Origin of the sequence: Ralstonia sp. PBBBR1 (genome assembly GCF_002256165.1) — a bacterium.
GTDB classification, from domain to species: domain Bacteria; phylum Pseudomonadota; class Gammaproteobacteria; order Burkholderiales; family Burkholderiaceae; genus Ralstonia; species Ralstonia thomasii.
Genome location: NZ_NKIL01000002.1, coordinates 299377 through 315382, shown reverse-complemented (window position 1 = coordinate 315382; position 16006 = coordinate 299377). Strand labels below are relative to the sequence as shown.

Below are 16006 nucleotides of genomic sequence, written 5' to 3'. Positions count from 1 at the left end.
TGTCCGCATGTCGTTTTCGCTTGGTGAACTTGCTGCGTCGCTCGGCGCGACCGTCCAGGGTGACGCAGGCCTGATCGTCAAGTCGATCGCGCCGCTGGATCAAGCGGGCGCCGATCAGCTCGCTTTTCTCTCCAATCCGCTGTACCTCAATCAGGCTGTGAGTTCCGGTGCGGGGGCGATCATCGTGTCGCCCCGCGATCTGGAAACGCTCGAAAGCCAGGGCCACGCTGCTGGCCGGAACTGGCTGATTGCGGCCAATCCGTATGCTGCGTTTGCGCGTGTTGCCCAGCGCTTTGTTGCGCTGGCCGCGCGCCCCGTTGTACCGGGCATTCACCGGACTGCCAGCGTGGAAGAGGGCGCCAGGGTGCCGGCATCCTGCTCCATCGGCCCGAACGTCACCATCGAAGCCGGTGCTGTGCTCGGCGAGCGTGTGCGCATCGCCGGCAACAGCTTTGTTGGCGCCGATGCCCGGATTGGCGACGACACGTTGCTCTACGCGAACGTTTCGATTTACCACGGCTGCGTTGTTGGCGCGCGCTGCGTTCTGCATAGCGGCGTCGTGATCGGCGCCGATGGCTTCGGCTTTGCACCTGACTTCGGGCCGCAGGGCGGCGAATGGGTGAAGATTCCGCAGGTTGGCCGGGCCGTGATTGGTGACGACGTGGAGATCGGCGCAAACACCGCCATCGACCGTGGCGCGATGGCCGATACGGTGGTCGAACAGGGCTGCAAGATCGACAACCAGGTGCAGATCGCGCACAACGTGCACGTGGGTGCCTATACCGTCATCGCGGGCTGCGCGGCCATTTCCGGCAGCACGAAGATCGGGCGCTACTGCATCATCGGCGGTGCGGCCAATTTTGCCGGCCACCTGACCATTGCGGACCGCGTGACCGTTTCGGGCGGCACATCCATTACCAAATCCATCACCAAGCCCGGTGGCCACTTCACCAGCGTTTTCCCGTTCATGCCGCATGGCGACTGGGAGCGTAACGCGGCCATCGTCCGAGGCCTGACGCGCATGCGCGAACGGTTGCAACAACTAGAACAGCGGGTCAAAGACCTGCAGCAACAATCATGACCGAAGCAACGAATGCGACGAGCGCGACCCCCAGCGTCGTCAGCGATTTCAACATCAAGAAGATTCTCGACCTGCTGCCGCATCGCTACCCGATGCTGCTGGTTGACCGCGTGATCTCGCTGGAGCCGCGCAAGTCGATTACGGCCATCAAGAACGTGACGTTCAACGAGCCGTTCTTCAACGGGCACTTCCCCGGCCATCCGGTGATGCCCGGCGTGCTGATGCTCGAAGCGCTTGCGCAAACCGCTGCGCTGCTGACCTTCGGCGAGGCCGATCACGAGCGCAAGGAAAACCAGCTCTACCTGTTCGTGAGCATTGACGGTGCACGCTTCAAGCGCCAGGTGACGCCGGGCGACCAACTCGTGATGACGGCCGAACTGCTGCGCTCGAAGAGCGGTATGTGGAAGTTCAAGGTGTACGGCAAGGTTGACGGTGAAGTCGCCGTGGAAGCCGAAATCATGTGTGCCGTGCGCGAAGACAAGTCCAAGGGCGAGGTATGACGCAAGCACAGAAGATCCATCCGACCGCGCAGATCGATCCGAATGCCGAACTGGATTCGAGCGTCGAGATCGGCGCGTTTACGGTCGTGGGCCCGAATGTGCGGATGGGCGCGGGCACACGAGTCGGCCACCACACGGTGATCGAGGGCTACACGACGCTGGGTCGTGACAACAGCATTGGCCATTTCGCATCGGTGGGCGGCCGGCCGCAGGACATGAAGTATCGCGACGAGCCGACGCAGCTGATCGTCGGCGATCGCAATACCATCCGCGAATTCACCACGATCCATACTGGCACTGCCCAGGATGCCGGTATCACGTCCATCGGCGACGACAACTGGATCATGGCCTACGTGCACATCGCACACGATTGCCGCGTGGGCAACCACACGGTGTTTTCGAGCAACGCGCAGATCGCGGGCCACGTGGAAGTCGGTGACTGGGCGATCCTCGGTGGCATGTCGGGCGTGCACCAGTTCGTGCGTATCGGCGCGCATGCCATGCTGGGTGGCGCATCGGCGCTGGTGCAGGATGTGCCGCCGTTCGTGATCGCCGCAAGCGACAAGGGCGGCAACAAGGCTGCGCCGCACGGCATCAACGTGGAGGGCCTTCGTCGCCGCGGCTTTACGGCCGAGCAGATCACCGGTCTGCGCCAGGCGTACAAGCTGCTCTACAAGAGCGATCTGAGCTTTGATCAGGCCAAGGCTGAAATCGCCGCGCAGATCGCTCAGACGGATGACGCCCCGACCCGTGAGGTGTTGACCGCGTTTGCCGATTTCATTGCCGCCACCAAGCGCGGCATCGTGCGTTGAGCGAGCAGCTTCAGAACGCCGCGCCGGTGCGCCGCATCGGCATGGTGGCCGGCGAGGCTTCCGGCGATTTGCTGGCCTCGCTGCTGCTGAAGGGGCTGCGCGCACAACTGCCTGCCGACATCGCCTACAACGGCATTGGCGGTGCGCGAATGACGGAGCAGGGTTTCCAGTCGAACTGGCCGATGCACAAGCTGTCGGTCAACGGCTACGTGGAAGTGCTCGGCCAGTTGCGCGAAATCCTTGTGATCCGCAAGGAACTCAAGCAGGACCTGCTGGCCCAGCCGCCGCTGGCCTTCATCGGCGTGGATGCGCCCGACTTCAATTTCAACGTCGAGATCGCCATGCGGCAGGCGGGAGTGCCGGTGGTGCACTTCGTGAGCCCGTCGATCTGGGCATGGCGAGCCGGCCGTATCAAGACGATCGCCCGCGCGGCCGACCATATCCTCTGCCTGTTCCCGTTCGAGCCCGAAATTTACGCCAAGGCCGGCATTCCGGCCACGTACGTCGGGCATCCGCTTGCGGATGAGATTCCGCTGGTGCCGGACGTGGAGGGTGCACGCACGCGCCTTGGCCTGCCGTTGGGCCGCAAGGTCGTTGCGGTGATGCCCGGCAGCCGCAATTCCGAAGTGAAGCATCTCGGGCCGACGCTGTTTGCGGCGATGTCACGCATGCAGGCGGTCGAACCGGATCTGGCCTTCGTGCTGCCGGCGGCCAATGCGACGTTGCGCGAGCGGATCGATGCCATGCGCGCGGAGCACCCGGGGCTGCATCTGTGGGTGGTCGATGGTCAGTCGCACACAGCCATGGAAGCGGCTGACGTGATCCTGCTGGCCAGCGGCACGGCCACGCTGGAAGCGGCGCTGTACAAGAAGCCGATGGTCATCACCTACAAGGTGCCCTGGCTGACCGCGCAGATCATGAAGCGCAAAGGCTATCTGCCGTACGTTGGGCTGCCGAACATCCTGTCCGGCCGCTTTGTCGTGCCGGAATTGCTGCAGGATGACGCGACCCCCGAGGCACTCGCGCGCGAAACGCTGCTGCAACTGAGCGACCATGGCAACGCCACGTTCCTGCGTGAACACTTCACGCAGATGCACCTGACGCTCAAGCAGAATATGGCGGAGATCGGCGCGAAAGTCGTGGTCGATCTGCTACGCAGTCGCGGTAAGCTTTAAGCCCATGGCTTCCCGCAAACCCAATCCGGACCAGCTTGGCCTGCTCCTCTCGCAGGAGCCGGCGGCTAAGCGCGCGCGTCGCATTCTCTGTGGCGTGGATGAGGCTGGACGTGGGCCGTTGGCCGGGCCGGTGACGGCAGCGGCGGTCGTTCTCAATCCGCGCAAGCCGATCAAGGGCTTGGCTGATTCTAAGATCCTGACCGCCAGGAAGCGTGAGGCGCTGTACGACGAGATTGTCGAAAAGGCGCTCGCCTGGCACGTGGCGGAAGCCACCGTCGAAGAAATTGATCGCATCAACATCCTGCACGCGACCATGCTGGCCATGCAGCGTGCGGTGCAGGGCGTGGCCGCTTTGGGCACGCTCCCGGATCTCGTGCAGGTGGACGGCAATCGCTGCCCACAGGTGGCGTTTGCGGTGGAAGCCATCGTCAAGGGCGATGCGCTGGTGCCGGCCATTTCGGCGGCCTCCATCCTGGCGAAGGTGACGCGCGACCGCCAGTTGGCCGCGCTGCATATCGAGTTTCCGCTCTACGGGTTTGACGTTCATGCCGGCTATGGCACGCCGCAGCATCTGGCGGCGATCGACCTGCATGGCGTGACGCCGCATCATCGCCGCTCGTTCGCGCCCGTGCGTCGTGCGTTGGAGGGGATGAGCGCCATCAGCATCGAAACCGTCGCTGCAGGCAGCGCCTGGGACGACTGACCTTTTTCCGCTGGGCCCATTCGTGAAGCACATCACTTCCCGCGACAACGCGGTGTTCAAGCATCTCAAGGCGCTCTCGGGCTCGACGCAGCACCGTCGGCGCGCGGGCCAGTCCGTGCTCGACGGCGTGCATCTGGTGGTGGCGTACCTGGATGCAGGCCACACGCCGGCGCAATGCCTGGTGTCGGAGCGCCATGTCCGGCACCCGGAAGTGGCCGCGGTGCTGGATCGCGTCGATCCGGACACCGTCATCCTGCTGGCCGACAACCTGTTTGGCCAGCTCACCACGGTCGTCAACGGCGTCGATCTGATGGCCCTGGTGGAGACGCCGGAAGGCAAGCTGCCGCAAACCATTGATGCGGACTGCGTGATTCTTGATGGCATTCAGGATGCCGGTAACGTCGGTTCCATCCTGCGATGTGCGGCCGCTGCCGGCGTGCGCGATGTGTTCATGACGCCAGGCTGCGCATTCGCGTGGTCGGCCAAGACATTGCGCGCCGCTATGGGTGCGCATTTCCACTTGAACATCGTTGAACACTGCACGTTCCAAAGCGTGCATTCGCGGCTCCGGGTGCCGCTGCTGGCAACGTCGTCGCACGCCAAGCAGGCTGTGTTCGATGTGCCGCTCAGCTCACCCGTAGGCTGGGTGTTCGGAAACGAGGGGGCAGGCGTGTCGCAGGAGTGGCTCGCGGCAGTGACGACGCCGGTGACGATTCCGCAGCCCGGCGGCATGGAATCGCTCAATGTGGCTGCCGCAGCAGCGATCTGCCTGTTTGAAGCCGTGCGCCAACGCCGCGCGGGCTAAACCTCTCTTTTCCTGTCGATTACCGGTCACACGGCGTTTTCAAACGCCGGAAAAGTCCCGCATTGACTTTGCCATTGAGTAATGGAACATTGAGCGCGGTGCCAATGAGCGCTCTCGATACCCAGACTCAAGGAGACCGGCATGCCGAACCCCACCCTGGCGCGCGTCCATGTCGACGAACTCGCGCAGTTTCGCGAAATCCAGCAACTCGCCTACGCGTGCGTCGAGGCCGTCAGCGGCATGCTGCGTCCCGGCATGACCGAGAAGGACGCGGCCAAGCTGCTCACCGAGTGGCTTGGCGATCGTGGCGTCCATGACTGGCTGCACAAGCCGTTCGCGTGGTTTGGCGACCGCACCGCGTTCCAGGGCTTTTCGGGCCTGACGCACATGGCCGGCTTCAACCTGGCGTTCTTTCCGTCGTCCCGGCGGTTGGAAGAGGACATGCCGGTCATCCTCGACGTGGCGCCCGTGCGCAATGGGGTGATCGCCGATGTCGGCTATGCCACGTGTCTCGGCGAAAACGCCATCCTCGACCAGCTGCAGGACGACCTGATGGCGCATCGTGAGTTGATCGTGCGCTTGATCCGCGAGCGTCGGTCGATGGCCGATGTGGCCCGTGCGGTGGACCAGCTCTGTATGAAGCAGGGCGTGGAGCCGCGTCACAAGGCGTATCCGTTCAAAGTGCTGGCGCATCGCGTGGCCAAGCTCGACAGCCCATCGAAGCCGCGTTTCGTGGCGCGCTTCGGGCTGAACGCCACGCGCAACCTGATCCTCGACCAGGTGCGCAGCGGCAAGCAGGAGGGGTGGTCGCCGCTGTGGTCGATCGATCGTCGATCTGAGCACGCGCCGGTCCCCGGCCTGTGGGCCGTCGAACCGCATCTGGGCTTCCATGGCGTCGGGGCCAAGTTCGAGGAGTTGCTCGTCATTACCGAAGACGACGCCTACTGGCTCGACGACGATCTGCCGCACGTGCGCCGCTGGCAGCAGCGTCAACTCGCGCAGCAGCGCGCTGCCTGACGCACACGGAGGCCCAGATGAAAACGCTTCTTGAAGAGGCTCCGCTGGCGTTGTTCGAATCGCCCGCAGCGGTTTCGCCCAAAGACTATTCGGCGAGGATGGTGCAGTCCGGCAGCGTCTCGCTCACAGTCGAGACCTGGGGCGACCCCGCGCACCCAACCGTCGTGCTAGTGCACGGCTACCCCGACAACAGCGAGGTCTGGCACGAGGCGGCACCGCTGCTCGCGCGGGATTACTACGTCATTGCCTACGACGTGCGGGGTGCGGGCCGGTCGAGTTCGCCCAAGGGGATGCGCAACTACACCCTCGCGCGATTGACCGACGACTTCATCGCCGTCATCGATGCGCTGAGCCCGGGCAAGCCCGTGCACCTGATCGCGCACGATTGGGGTTCGATCCAGTCATGGGAATTCGTGACGGAGGCGCGCCTGCGCGGGCGCATTGCGTCATACACGTCGTGCTCGGGGCCGTGCCTGGACCACGTCGGGCACTGGATGCGCGCGCGACTGCTACGTCCGACGCCGTCGTCGCTGGGCAAGATGCTGGGCCAGCTCGTGCGCTCGTGGTACGTGCTGCTATTCCATTTGCCGATCGTGCCGGAACTGAGTTGGCGCCTGTGGCTCGGGCGCGCGTGGCCGCGTGTGCTGCGTCGTGTGGAGAAGACCGCCATCGTGCCGCGCGCCACGCAGACGGCCGACGGCGTGCGCGGTGTGTCGCTGTATCGCGCCAACTTCATCCGCAGCCTGTTCACGCCTCGCAAGCGTGTCGCACATGCGCCGGTGCAGGTGATCGTGCCGACCCTGGACAAGTACGTCAGCCCCGCGTTGTCCGAAGACCTCTCGCGCTGGGTACCGCAGTATTGGCGCCGCGAAGTTGTCGCGCGGCACTGGCTGCCGGTCACGCATGCTGCACGCTTGGCGGAGATGGCACGCGAGCTGATCGAGCACGCCGAGGGCAAGCCGGAATCCGAGGCGCTGCAACGCGCGCGTCAGCATGGCGACCGCAAACCGCTCTCCGGCAAGCTGGCCGTCATCACGGGCGCTGGCAGCGGCATCGGTCGTTGCGCGGCGCTGGAATTCGCGGAGCAAGGCGCAGCCATCGTCGCCGTCGACATTCGTGCTGAAGACGCAGAGCGCACCGCCAAGCTCATCCGCCTCACCGGTGGCAAGGCGTGGGCGCATACCGTGGACGTCGGCAACGCCGAGCAGATGGAAGCGCTGGTCGATTGGGTCGGCAAGGAACTGGGCGGCGCCGACATCGTCGTCAACAACGCAGGCATCGGCATGGCCGGCGGCATTGTCGACACGTCCGAGCGCGATTGGCAGCGCATCCTGCACGTGAATGTGTGGGGCGTGATCCACGGCGCCCGACTGTTCGCCAAGCAGATGGTGGCGCGCGGGCAGGGCGGTCACATCCTGAACACGGCATCGGCGGCGGCCTTTGCGCCATCGCGCGATCTTGCCGCCTATGCGACGACGAAGGCCGCAGTGCTGATGCTGTCCGAATGCATGCGTGGCGAGCTGGCCGGGCAGGGCATTGGCGTGTCGGCCATCTGCCCCGGTTTTGCAGAGACCGGAATCATGGCCTCCACGGTCTACACCGGCACGACCGAGGCACAGCAAGCCCAATTGCGCGCCCGCGCCACCAAGCTCTACCAACTGCGTGGCCTCAAGCCAGAGACCGTCGCAAAAGCCATGTTCAGCGCGGTTCAACACAACAAGCCCGTGGTCACGATCGGCATCGAGGCGCATTCGTCCCGCTTCATCTCGCGCTATGCGCAATGGCTGAGCCGGCTGATCGCGCGCGTGAGCATGGCCGGGCATTGAGCCCGCACAGACAAGAACATCCGGAGACCACCATGACCGCGCCCGATTACTTCATCAAGGCCCGCCACGTCCGTTTCGACTGGAAGGACACGCCCATCCAGTGGATTCCCGGCGATCCGTCCAGCACGCACATCATCAACATCCTGAACCTGCTGTTTCCCGCCGGCGAGTTGTGGTTCTGCCGCGTTTACAACAAGGCGTTGCCGCTGATTACCGACGCGAAGCTGCGCGCCGATGCCGAGGGCTTCCTGCGTCAGGAGGCGGTCCATTCGCGCTCGCATGGCGGCGTGCTGACGCATTACTACAAAGACCACGGCATCGATACCCAGCCTTTCACCAAGCGGCTCGACTGGCTGTTCTCCAAGGTGCTCGGCGAACAGCCGTTGGGTCTGAAGATCGGCCACACGCGCTTCTGGCTGCGGCAGCAACTCGGCATCATTGCTGCGCTCGAGCACTTTTTCGGCTATCTGGGCAACTGGGTGCTCAACGCAAAGGGGCTCGACGCCGCCCAAGCCGATCCCGTCATGCTGGACTTGTTGCGCTGGCATGGCGCGGAGGAAGTCGAGCACCGCACCGTCGCGTTCGACATCTTCCGGCACATGGGCGGCTCGTATCTCGAACGCTGCTTCCATATGCTGACCACGATCCTGTTGCTCCTGTACTTCTTGGTCACCGGCTTCGGCTTCATGTACCAGCGCGATCCGGGGGCGGGCAGGTTCCCCGGTTTTATCCGCGGCTGGTGGCATGGCTCGCGGCGTAACTGCCTGCCATCGTTCTGGAAAATGCTGGGGGCCGCGCTGCGCTATTTCCGGCCCAGCTATACGCCGCATCATGAAGGGTCGACCGAGCAGGCGCTGGCCTATCTGGAAATATCGCCGGCAGCGCAGGCCGCGGCGCACGGCGGCAACTGGGTGCGTGATCGCGCCTGACTGGCTCGCCCGCCGGCAGAAAAACAAAACGGCCGGTGCAATGCCGGCCGTTGTGTTTGCGGGGCGATGCCACGCTCAGTAGTTGTTGTGATCCATCTTGATGTCCTGCAGGATCGTCGTGGCAATTTCCTCGATCGACTTGTGCGTTGACGACAGCCATTTGATGCCCTCGCGCCGCATCATCGATTCGGCTTCATTGATCTCGTAGCGGCAATTCTCCAGCGCGGCATATTTGCTGCCTGGGCGACGTTCATTGCGGATTTCCGACAAGCGCTGAGGATCGATCGACAGCCCGAAAATCTTGCTCTTGTAGTCGTACAGCACGGTGGGCAGCTTGCCGCGCTCGAAATCGTCCGGAATCAGCGGGTAATTGGCCGATTTCACGCCGTACTGCATCGCCAGATACAGGCTGGTCGGCGTCTTGCCGCTGCGCGACACCCCCACCAAAATCACATCCGCCTCGGCTAGGTTCTTGTGTGACTGGCCGTCATCATGGGCAAGTGAAAAATTGATCGCTTCGATGCGGTTTTTATACGCCTCGGTGTCGGCGTTCTGGTGAAAGCGGCCGATGGCGTGGGTGGACTTGAGGTTCAGCTCCTTCTCGAGCGGCTCGATGAAGGTCTGGAACATGTCCAGGATGGTGGCCTTGGCCCGATGGACGATCTCGTTTGCCTCGGCATCCACCAACGTGGTGAAGACGATCGGCCTCACCCCTTCGGCGTGGAACGCCTCATTGATCTTGGCGACCGCAACATGCGCCTTGTCGATCGTGTCGACAAACGGAATCCGCACCTGGCGGAATTTCATCTCAAACTGCGCCAGGATCGAGTGGCTGAAGGTTTCTGCGGTGATCCCGGTGCCATCCGACACGATGAAAACGGTCCGGAAAGGTGTCCGGCTGGAAGATGCGGAGGCGAGGTCGGTCATCGAAAACGAGGGGTTTTTCCAGCACGCCGGCAGGAAATCGTGCTGCGGCACGGTAGAATAGCGGCGATCGTTTAGCTAAGCAATTCGGGCCAATCGCCTGTCAGGCAATGCCGCAGCTGCAATCCTGGCAGGGCTTCCGGATGATTTAGCCAAGCGATTCGTACGGCCAGACGACAAGAAGAAAGCCCCGTGCGGATCCGACCGGTTTTTCACTTAGTTTAGGGGCTTGTATGACTAACCTGTCGCAAGACGGCGCCTATGTGCTGCCGTTCGAGCAATTGCGGATGACCGATGTCGAGGTCGTCGGCGGTAAAAACGCTTCGCTGGGCGAGATGATCTCCCAGCTGGACGGCGCCGGCGTGCGCGTTCCGGGCGGTTTTGCCACCACGGCACTGGCGTTCCGCGATTTCCTTGCACACAACAACCTGACCGAGCGCATCTCGCAGCGTCTGGCCAGCCTCGACGTCGACGACGTCAAGGCGCTGGCGGCCGCCGGCAAGGAGATCCGCGAATGGGTCGCCACCGCGCCGTTCCAGCCGCGTCTGGAGCAGGAGATTCGCGAGTCGTACGCTCGCGTGTCCGCCCGCGAAGGCGCTGAGGCATCGTTTGCGGTGCGCTCGTCGGCCACGGCGGAAGATCTGCCGGATGCTTCGTTCGCCGGCCAGCAAGAGAGCTATCTCAACGTCCTCGGCATCGACGACGTGCTCGACAAGATCAAGCACGTGTTCGCCTCGCTGTACAACGACCGTGCGATTTCGTACCGCGTGCACAAGGGTTTCGCCCATGACGTGGTGGCCCTGTCTGCCGGCATCCAGCGTATGGTGCGCTCGGACTGCGGCGCTTCGGGCGTGATGTTCACCATCGACACCGAATCGGGCTTCCAGGATGTCGTTTTCATCACCTCCAGCTACGGCCTGGGCGAAACGGTGGTGCAGGGCGCTGTGAACCCGGACGAGTTCTACGTCTTCAAGCCGACGCTGGCCGCCGGCCAGTACCCCATCATCCGCCGCTCGATCGGTTCCAAGCTGATCAAGATGGAGTTCACCGCGCCGGGCGAAGCAGGCCGCGTGAAGACCGTCGACGTGCCGGGCGAGCTTCGCAACCGCTACTCCATCAGCGATGCGGACGTGACGGAACTGGCCAAGTACGCCGTCATCATCGAGAAGCACTACGGCCGCCCGATGGATATCGAGTGGGGCCGCGACGGCCGCGACGGCAAGATCTACATCCTGCAGGCCCGCCCCGAAACGGTGAAGAGCCAAGCACACGGCAAGGTCGAGCAGCGTTTCCGCCTCAAGGGCTCAGCGCCGGTGCTGACCACCGGCCGCGCCATCGGCCAGAAGATCGGCACGGGCCCGGTGCGTGTGATCAACGACCCGGCTGAAATGGAACGCGTGCAGCCCGGCGACGTGCTGGTGGCCGACATGACCGACCCGAACTGGGAGCCGGTGATGAAGCGCGCCTCAGCCATCGTCACCAACCGTGGCGGCCGTACCTGCCACGCGGCCATCATCGCGCGTGAGCTGGGTGTGCCGGCAGTCGTGGGCTGCGGCGATGCGACCGACCTGCTGAAGGACGGCACGCTGGTGACGGTCTCGTGCGCCGAAGGCGACGAAGGCAAGATCTACGACGGCCTGCTGGAAACCGAAATCACGGAAGTCCAGCGTGGCGAAATGCCGCCGATCAGCACCAAGATCATGATGAACGTCGGCAATCCGCAGCTGGCGTTCGACTTCTGCCAGATTCCGAACGGTGGCGTGGGCCTGGCCCGCCTTGAGTTCATCATCAATAACAACATCGGCGTGCACCCGAAGGCGATTCTCGACTACCCGCAAGTCGACAGCGACCTGAAGAAGGCTGTGGAAAGCGTGGCCCGCGGCCATGCCAGCCCGCGTGCGTTCTATGTCGACAAGCTGGCCGAGGGCATTGCCACCATCGCAGCGGCGTTCTATCCGAAACCCGTGATCGTGCGCCTGTCGGACTTCAAGTCCAACGAGTACAAGAAGCTGATTGGCGGTTCCCGCTACGAGCCGGACGAAGAAAACCCGATGCTGGGTTTCCGTGGCGCCTCGCGCTACATCGCCGAAGACTTTGCCGAAGCCTTCGAGATGGAGTGCCGTGCCATGAAGCGCGTGCGCGACGAGATGGGCCTGACCAACGTCGAAGTGATGGTGCCGTTCGTGCGTACGCTCGGCCAGGCTGAGAAGGTTGTCGAGCTGCTGGCCAAGTACGGCCTGAAGCGCGGTGAAAACGGCCTGCGCCTGATCATGATGTGCGAAGTGCCGTCCAACGCGATCCTGGCCGAGCAATTCCTGCAGCATTTCGACGGTTTCTCGATCGGTTCGAACGACCTGACGCAGCTCACGCTGGGTCTGGACCGCGACTCCGGCATGGAACTGCTCGCCCGCGACTTTGACGAGCGCGATCCGGCAGTCAAGTTCATGCTGCAGCGTGCCATTTCCACGGCGCTGTCGATGAACAAGTACGTCGGCATCTGCGGTCAAGGCCCGTCCGACCATCCGGATTTTGCCGAGTGGCTGGCCAAGGAAGGCATCTCGTCGATCTCGCTGAACCCGGACTCCGTGATCGACACGTGGCAGAAGCTGGGCTCGGCTTGATTCCGACCTAGAGTGCCGTAAGACAAGGCGCGTATTCTGAAGGGTACGCGCCAACAAGAACGCGAAGTGCCCGGCGGCGTCCAACGCTGGCGGGGGCCGAGCGACATGCCCCCGCAGACGTCCAGCGTCGCGGGGGTTTTTTTATGGGATTCAGGGAGAGGGAGTATGTCGGCTCTGACCGTCTGGTTTTCTCTGGCCGTGCTGCTCGTCATCGGCGAGCTGATGACGGGGACCTTCTATCTGCTGATGGTGGCAATCGGTCTGCTCGCAGGCGGCCTTGCCGCGCTGATCGGCCTCGCATTCCCTGCGCAGGCGATCGTTGCCGCCATCGTGGCGGTATTCGGTATCGTCGGGCTGCGGCGTACGCGCTATGGGCGCGTCACGCGCGAAAATGCCGCCCGCAATCGCAACGTCAATCTGGACATTGGCGAGATGTTGCGCGTCGATGCCTGGTCGCCGGAGCGCCGCGCGCGCGTGCAATATCGCGGCGCCGCGTGGGATGTCGAACTCGCGCCGCACGCGCCGGCCACGGGTGGCGAATTCCGGATTGTCGAAGTACGTGGCAACGTGCTTGTTGTCGCGCCCAGATAGCCATCAGCAACAATCAACAACAACCAACAAGCCCAACCACGGAGGTTCTATGTTCGAGCTGGGGACTCTCGCGATCATCGTCCTGTTTGCCGCCATTGTGCTCATCGCGCAAGGTATCAAGATCGTGCCGCAACAGCACGCCTGGATTCTGGAGCGGCTGGGCAAGTATCACGCGACGCTCTCGCCGGGGCTCAATATCGTGCTGCCCTTTGTTGATCGCGTGGCTTACAAGCACGTGCTCAAGGAAATCCCGCTCGACGTGCCGAGCCAGATCTGTATCACCAAGGACAACACGCAGCTGCAGGTGGACGGCATCCTGTACTTCCAGGTGACCGACCCGATGCGGGCATCGTATGGCTCCAGCAATTTCGTGATCGCCATCACCCAGCTGGCGCAGACGACGCTGCGCTCGGTGGTCGGCAAGCTCGAACTGGACAAGACGTTCGAAGAGCGTGACTTCATCAACCACAGCGTGGTCAATGCGCTGGATGAGGCGGCATCGAACTGGGGGGTGAAGGTGCTGCGCTACGAAATCAAGGATCTGACCCCGCCGAAGGAAATCCTGCACGCCATGCAGGCGCAGATCACGGCCGAACGCGAAAAGCGTGCGCTGATCGCCGCATCCGAAGGCAAGCGCCAGGAGCAGATCAACCTGGCATCCGGTGCGCGCGAGGCCGCCATCCAGAAATCGGAAGGGGAAAGGCAGGCTGCCATCAACAAGGCGCAGGGCGAAGCGGCGGCGATTCTGGCGGTGGCCGAAGCGAACGCCCAGGCGATCCAGAAGATCGGTCAGGCCATTCGCACCGAGGGCGGTGTCGATGCCGTCAACCTGAAAGTGGCGGAAGAGTACGTGAGCGCGTTCGGCAACCTGGCCAAGCAGGGCAACACGCTCATCGTGCCGGGGAACATGGGCGACCTGAGCACGATGATTGCGTCAGCGTTGACGATCGTGAAGCAGCAGCGGCCGAGCGCGTAAAGTTCGGAGCGGGAGGGCTCAAGCCTTCTCGCGCATGAGGCGGGCTTTTTCGCGCTGCCAGTCGCGGTCCTTCTCGGTTTCGCGCTTGTCGAACTGCTTCTTGCCCTTGGCGAGGCCGATTTCGCACTTCACGCGGCCACGCGTGTAGTGCAGGTTGAGCGGAACGAGCGTGTAGCCGCGCTGCTCCACCTTGCCGATGAGCTTCTTGATCTCTTCGGCGTGCAGCAGCAGTTTGCGGGTGCGCACGGGGTCCGGATTGACATGCGTGGAGGCCGATTGCAGCGGGCTGATATGGGCCCCGATCAGGAACAGCTCGGCGTTACGGATGACGACGTAACCTTCCTTGATCTGCGCACGGTTGGCCCGGATGGCTTTCACCTCCCAGCCCTCGAGAGCCATGCCTGCCTCGTAGCGCTCTTCGATGAAATAATCGAAAAAGGCCTTCTTGTTGTCGGCGATGGTCATACGTTGGAATATGCGGTGCGCGCATTGGGGTGACGATCCCTGCATGCGCTGCGATAAAATGGCGAGTTTAACAAATCCGCCGCAATCCCAACCGGGACGCGGCGCGCAAAGCTTTCGGATCACGCATGGCAGACGTTGAAAAAACCGTGTTGATTGGCCACTCGGCCGAACAGATGTTCGACCTGGTCACCGACGTCAAGGACTATCCGAACTTTCTGCCGTGGTGCGGCGGCGTGGAAATCTACGAGCAGACGGAAACGTCACTCGACGCGCGTATCGATATTGCCTTCAAGGGCATCCATCAGTTCTTTCGCACGCGCAACGTGCAAACGCGCCCCACCCGCATTGATATGACGTTCGCTGACGGGCCTTTCAAGTCGTTCACCGGTTTTTGGATCTTCACGCCGCTGCGCGCGGATGCCTGCAAGATCAACTTCCATCTGCATTACGAATTTTCCAGCGTGATTCTGGAAAAACTCATTGGCCCGGTGTTCAGCATGATTGCCAACACCTTCGTCGACTCATTCGTCAAGCGCGCCGAGGCTGTGTATGGCGAGTCCTGATTCCAACACCGTGATCGACGTGATGGTCTGTTTGGCGACGGTCACGCCGCCACGGCTTGTCACGGTGCAAGTGCCGGCGCAGGCGACGGTGGCCGACGCAGTGCGCGCGTCGGGCTTGCTCCACGGCTTGGACCTGACCATCGATACCTGCAGGCTGGGCGTTTACGGCAAGCGCAAGACGCCGGATGCCGCATTGCATGCGCGTGATCGGGTGGAAATCCTGGGTCCGCTGATCGCCGATCCAAAAACTGCACGCCGGCGGCGCGTGCAGAAGGTGCGGGCCACCGGCACGCGCGAAGGGCTGAAGTGGCTGCGCAACGAGGCGCCGCCCAAAGACGACGTCCTCGAATAAAGAGCGATCAGTTGCAGTTGGCGCTGAGGGCAGCCTGGTTGCGCTGGACGGCTGCGGCGCGCTGGGTGTCATCCAGGTAGGCGATTGAGCCATCGGCCTGCACCGAGCCGACGCGGCGGCCGTCTTGCATATACGTGGTTTCGTTGCGCAGGCGTGCGCATTCGGCTTGCTTGCGCTGCGCAGCGTCAGCCTGCCTGGCTTCCTCCTGTTCCCTCTTTGCGCGATCGGCCAGGCGCTTGCGCAGTTCTTCGTCAGGGTTGGGCGCGGCGACGCTCGAGGCTGGCTGACCGGGTTTGGCGGGCGCATTAGGGTCTGCCGCTTTGACGCCCGAGGCCGGTGCGGACAGCGCTTCATAGGCCGTGGCCGTGCGGCTGTTCGGGTTGCGGATGATGCGGCTGGGCGGCACCGACGGTGGCGGTGCGGCGTCGCTGTAGACCATGTGGCCCTTGTCATCGCGCCATTGCCAGGCCCATTGCGCCTGGGCAACCGGGCAAGCGAGGGCGGTCAGGGCCGCAGTGGCAGGCAATAGGACGTGCAGTCGTTTCATGGAGTTCTCGTTCGTGGACTGCCGACGGCGCGCTGGCCGACCCGACGACGGCCCCTCGACGCGCACGGGAGCCCGGTGGCGTGATCGCCACTCGCCAATTTAGGCCGACGGCCTGGCTT

17 protein-coding genes are annotated in these 16006 nt (G+C 63.3%); 14 read left to right on the top strand and 3 right to left on the bottom strand.

Features of this window, described 5'->3' with window-relative positions; genetic code table 11:
• Positions 1-7 precede the first annotated feature (7 nt).
• From lpxD to CFE42_RS01475, 9 genes are all read left to right on the top strand, one after another.
• Positions 8-1081, top strand: a complete 1074-nt coding sequence (lpxD, locus tag CFE42_RS01515) for a UDP-3-O-(3-hydroxymyristoyl)glucosamine N-acyltransferase (RefSeq protein ID WP_004626690.1) — start codon at positions 8-10, stop codon at positions 1079-1081.
• Complete coding sequence (fabZ, locus tag CFE42_RS01510) at positions 1078-1581, top strand: 3-hydroxyacyl-ACP dehydratase FabZ (RefSeq protein WP_004626692.1); 504 nt, start codon at positions 1078-1080, stop codon at positions 1579-1581. Before lpxD ends, fabZ begins: the two co-directional genes overlap by 4 nt.
• On the top strand, positions 1578-2393 hold the full coding sequence (gene lpxA / locus CFE42_RS01505; protein ID WP_004626695.1) for an acyl-ACP--UDP-N-acetylglucosamine O-acyltransferase: 816 nt from the start codon (positions 1578-1580) through the stop codon (positions 2391-2393). Before fabZ ends, lpxA begins: the two co-directional genes overlap by 4 nt.
• Before the next feature lie 41 nt (positions 2394-2434).
• On the top strand, positions 2435-3568 hold the full coding sequence (gene lpxB / locus CFE42_RS01500; RefSeq protein ID WP_052035669.1) for a lipid-A-disaccharide synthase: 1134 nt from the start codon (positions 2435-2437) through the stop codon (positions 3566-3568).
• 4 nt (positions 3569-3572) lie between these two features.
• On the top strand, positions 3573-4271 hold the full coding sequence (gene rnhB / locus CFE42_RS01495) for a ribonuclease HII (RefSeq protein WP_004626700.1): 699 nt from the start codon (positions 3573-3575) through the stop codon (positions 4269-4271).
• A gap of 22 nt (positions 4272-4293) precedes the next feature.
• Positions 4294-5076 (top strand): RNA methyltransferase, encoded by a 783-nt coding sequence (locus CFE42_RS01490; RefSeq protein ID WP_004626701.1) that lies wholly within the window; start codon positions 4294-4296, stop codon positions 5074-5076.
• A gap of 141 nt (positions 5077-5217) precedes the next feature.
• Entirely contained in the window at positions 5218-6093 is an 876-nt protein-coding gene (locus tag CFE42_RS01485; RefSeq protein ID WP_004626702.1) for a M24 family metallopeptidase, read from the top strand.
• 17 nt (positions 6094-6110) lie between these two features.
• On the top strand, positions 6111-7919 hold the full coding sequence (locus CFE42_RS01480; RefSeq protein WP_004626703.1) for an SDR family oxidoreductase: 1809 nt from the start codon (positions 6111-6113) through the stop codon (positions 7917-7919).
• A gap of 32 nt (positions 7920-7951) precedes the next feature.
• Positions 7952-8848, top strand: coding sequence for a metal-dependent hydrolase (locus CFE42_RS01475; protein ID WP_004626704.1), 897 nt, complete (start codon positions 7952-7954; stop codon positions 8846-8848).
• Positions 8849-8923: 75 nt separating this feature from the next.
• On the opposite strand, the gene CFE42_RS01470 is transcribed toward CFE42_RS01475, so the two are convergent.
• Positions 8924-9775 carry a pyruvate, water dikinase regulatory protein gene (locus CFE42_RS01470; RefSeq protein WP_037043438.1) on the bottom strand — a complete coding sequence of 284 codons (852 nt, stop codon included), beginning with the start codon at positions 9773-9775 and terminating at the stop codon, positions 8924-8926.
• 230 nt (positions 9776-10005) lie between these two features.
• Here CFE42_RS01470 and ppsA point away from each other — a divergent pair, with 230 nt between their 5' ends.
• The 3 genes from ppsA to CFE42_RS01455 all read left to right on the top strand — a co-directional run bounded on the left by ppsA (position 10006) and on the right by CFE42_RS01455 (position 13960).
• Positions 10006-12393 carry a phosphoenolpyruvate synthase gene (ppsA, locus tag CFE42_RS01465; protein WP_004626706.1) on the top strand — a complete coding sequence of 796 codons (2388 nt, stop codon included), beginning with the start codon at positions 10006-10008 and terminating at the stop codon, positions 12391-12393.
• A gap of 165 nt (positions 12394-12558) precedes the next feature.
• Complete coding sequence (locus CFE42_RS01460) at positions 12559-12984, top strand: NfeD family protein (RefSeq protein ID WP_004626707.1); 426 nt, start codon at positions 12559-12561, stop codon at positions 12982-12984.
• Positions 12985-13033: 49 nt separating this feature from the next.
• Positions 13034-13960: an SPFH domain-containing protein gene (locus CFE42_RS01455; RefSeq protein ID WP_004626708.1), complete on the top strand. Its 927-nt coding sequence runs from the start codon at positions 13034-13036 to the stop codon at positions 13958-13960.
• An 18-nt stretch (positions 13961-13978) separates the two neighbouring features.
• Here the strand turns inward: CFE42_RS01455 and smpB are convergent, their stop codons facing one another.
• A complete protein-coding gene (gene smpB, locus CFE42_RS01450; RefSeq protein WP_004626709.1) occupies positions 13979-14425 on the bottom strand; it encodes an SsrA-binding protein SmpB in 447 nt (148 codons plus the stop codon).
• 125 nt (positions 14426-14550) lie between these two features.
• On the opposite strand from smpB, the gene CFE42_RS01445 reads away from it, so the two are divergent.
• Both CFE42_RS01445 and CFE42_RS01440 read left to right on the top strand, forming a co-directional pair.
• On the top strand, positions 14551-14988 hold the full coding sequence (locus tag CFE42_RS01445) for a type II toxin-antitoxin system RatA family toxin (protein WP_004626710.1): 438 nt from the start codon (positions 14551-14553) through the stop codon (positions 14986-14988).
• The gene (locus tag CFE42_RS01440; RefSeq protein WP_004626711.1) at positions 14975-15340 is read left to right on the top strand and encodes an RnfH family protein; all 366 of its coding nucleotides are present in this window, start codon (positions 14975-14977) and stop codon (positions 15338-15340) included. Before CFE42_RS01445 ends, CFE42_RS01440 begins: the two co-directional genes overlap by 14 nt.
• A gap of 7 nt (positions 15341-15347) precedes the next feature.
• Here the strand turns inward: CFE42_RS01440 and CFE42_RS01435 are convergent, their stop codons facing one another.
• Positions 15348-15887, bottom strand: coding sequence for a hypothetical protein (locus tag CFE42_RS01435; protein ID WP_004626712.1), 540 nt, complete (start codon positions 15885-15887; stop codon positions 15348-15350).
• Positions 15888-16006: the final 119 nt, after the last annotated feature.

Bases quoted from the DNA above. Each gene is read 5' to 3' on its own strand.
- lpxD (WP_004626690.1), top strand. From the start codon at position 8: ATGTCGTTTTCGCTTGGTGAACTTGCTGCGTCGCTCGGCGCGACCGTC.
- fabZ (WP_004626692.1), top strand. From the start codon at position 1,078: ATGACCGAAGCAACGAATGCGACGAGCGCGACCCCCAGCGTCGTCAGC.
- lpxA (WP_004626695.1), top strand. From the start codon at position 1,578: ATGACGCAAGCACAGAAGATCCATCCGACCGCGCAGATCGATCCGAAT.
- lpxB (WP_052035669.1), top strand. From the start codon at position 2,435: ATGGTGGCCGGCGAGGCTTCCGGCGATTTGCTGGCCTCGCTGCTGCTG.
- rnhB (WP_004626700.1), top strand. From the start codon at position 3,573: ATGGCTTCCCGCAAACCCAATCCGGACCAGCTTGGCCTGCTCCTCTCG.
- CFE42_RS01485 (WP_004626702.1), top strand. From the start codon at position 5,218: ATGCCGAACCCCACCCTGGCGCGCGTCCATGTCGACGAACTCGCGCAG.
- CFE42_RS01480 (WP_004626703.1), top strand. From the start codon at position 6,111: ATGAAAACGCTTCTTGAAGAGGCTCCGCTGGCGTTGTTCGAATCGCCC.
- CFE42_RS01475 (WP_004626704.1), top strand. From the start codon at position 7,952: ATGACCGCGCCCGATTACTTCATCAAGGCCCGCCACGTCCGTTTCGAC.
- CFE42_RS01470 (WP_037043438.1), bottom strand. From the start codon at position 9,775: ATGACCGACCTCGCCTCCGCATCTTCCAGCCGGACACCTTTCCGGACC.
- ppsA (WP_004626706.1), top strand. From the start codon at position 10,006: ATGACTAACCTGTCGCAAGACGGCGCCTATGTGCTGCCGTTCGAGCAA.
- CFE42_RS01460 (WP_004626707.1), top strand. From the start codon at position 12,559: ATGTCGGCTCTGACCGTCTGGTTTTCTCTGGCCGTGCTGCTCGTCATC.
- CFE42_RS01455 (WP_004626708.1), top strand. From the start codon at position 13,034: ATGTTCGAGCTGGGGACTCTCGCGATCATCGTCCTGTTTGCCGCCATT.
- smpB (WP_004626709.1), bottom strand. From the start codon at position 14,425: ATGACCATCGCCGACAACAAGAAGGCCTTTTTCGATTATTTCATCGAA.
- CFE42_RS01445 (WP_004626710.1), top strand. From the start codon at position 14,551: ATGGCAGACGTTGAAAAAACCGTGTTGATTGGCCACTCGGCCGAACAG.
- CFE42_RS01440 (WP_004626711.1), top strand. From the start codon at position 14,975: ATGGCGAGTCCTGATTCCAACACCGTGATCGACGTGATGGTCTGTTTG.
- CFE42_RS01435 (WP_004626712.1), bottom strand. From the start codon at position 15,887: ATGAAACGACTGCACGTCCTATTGCCTGCCACTGCGGCCCTGACCGCC.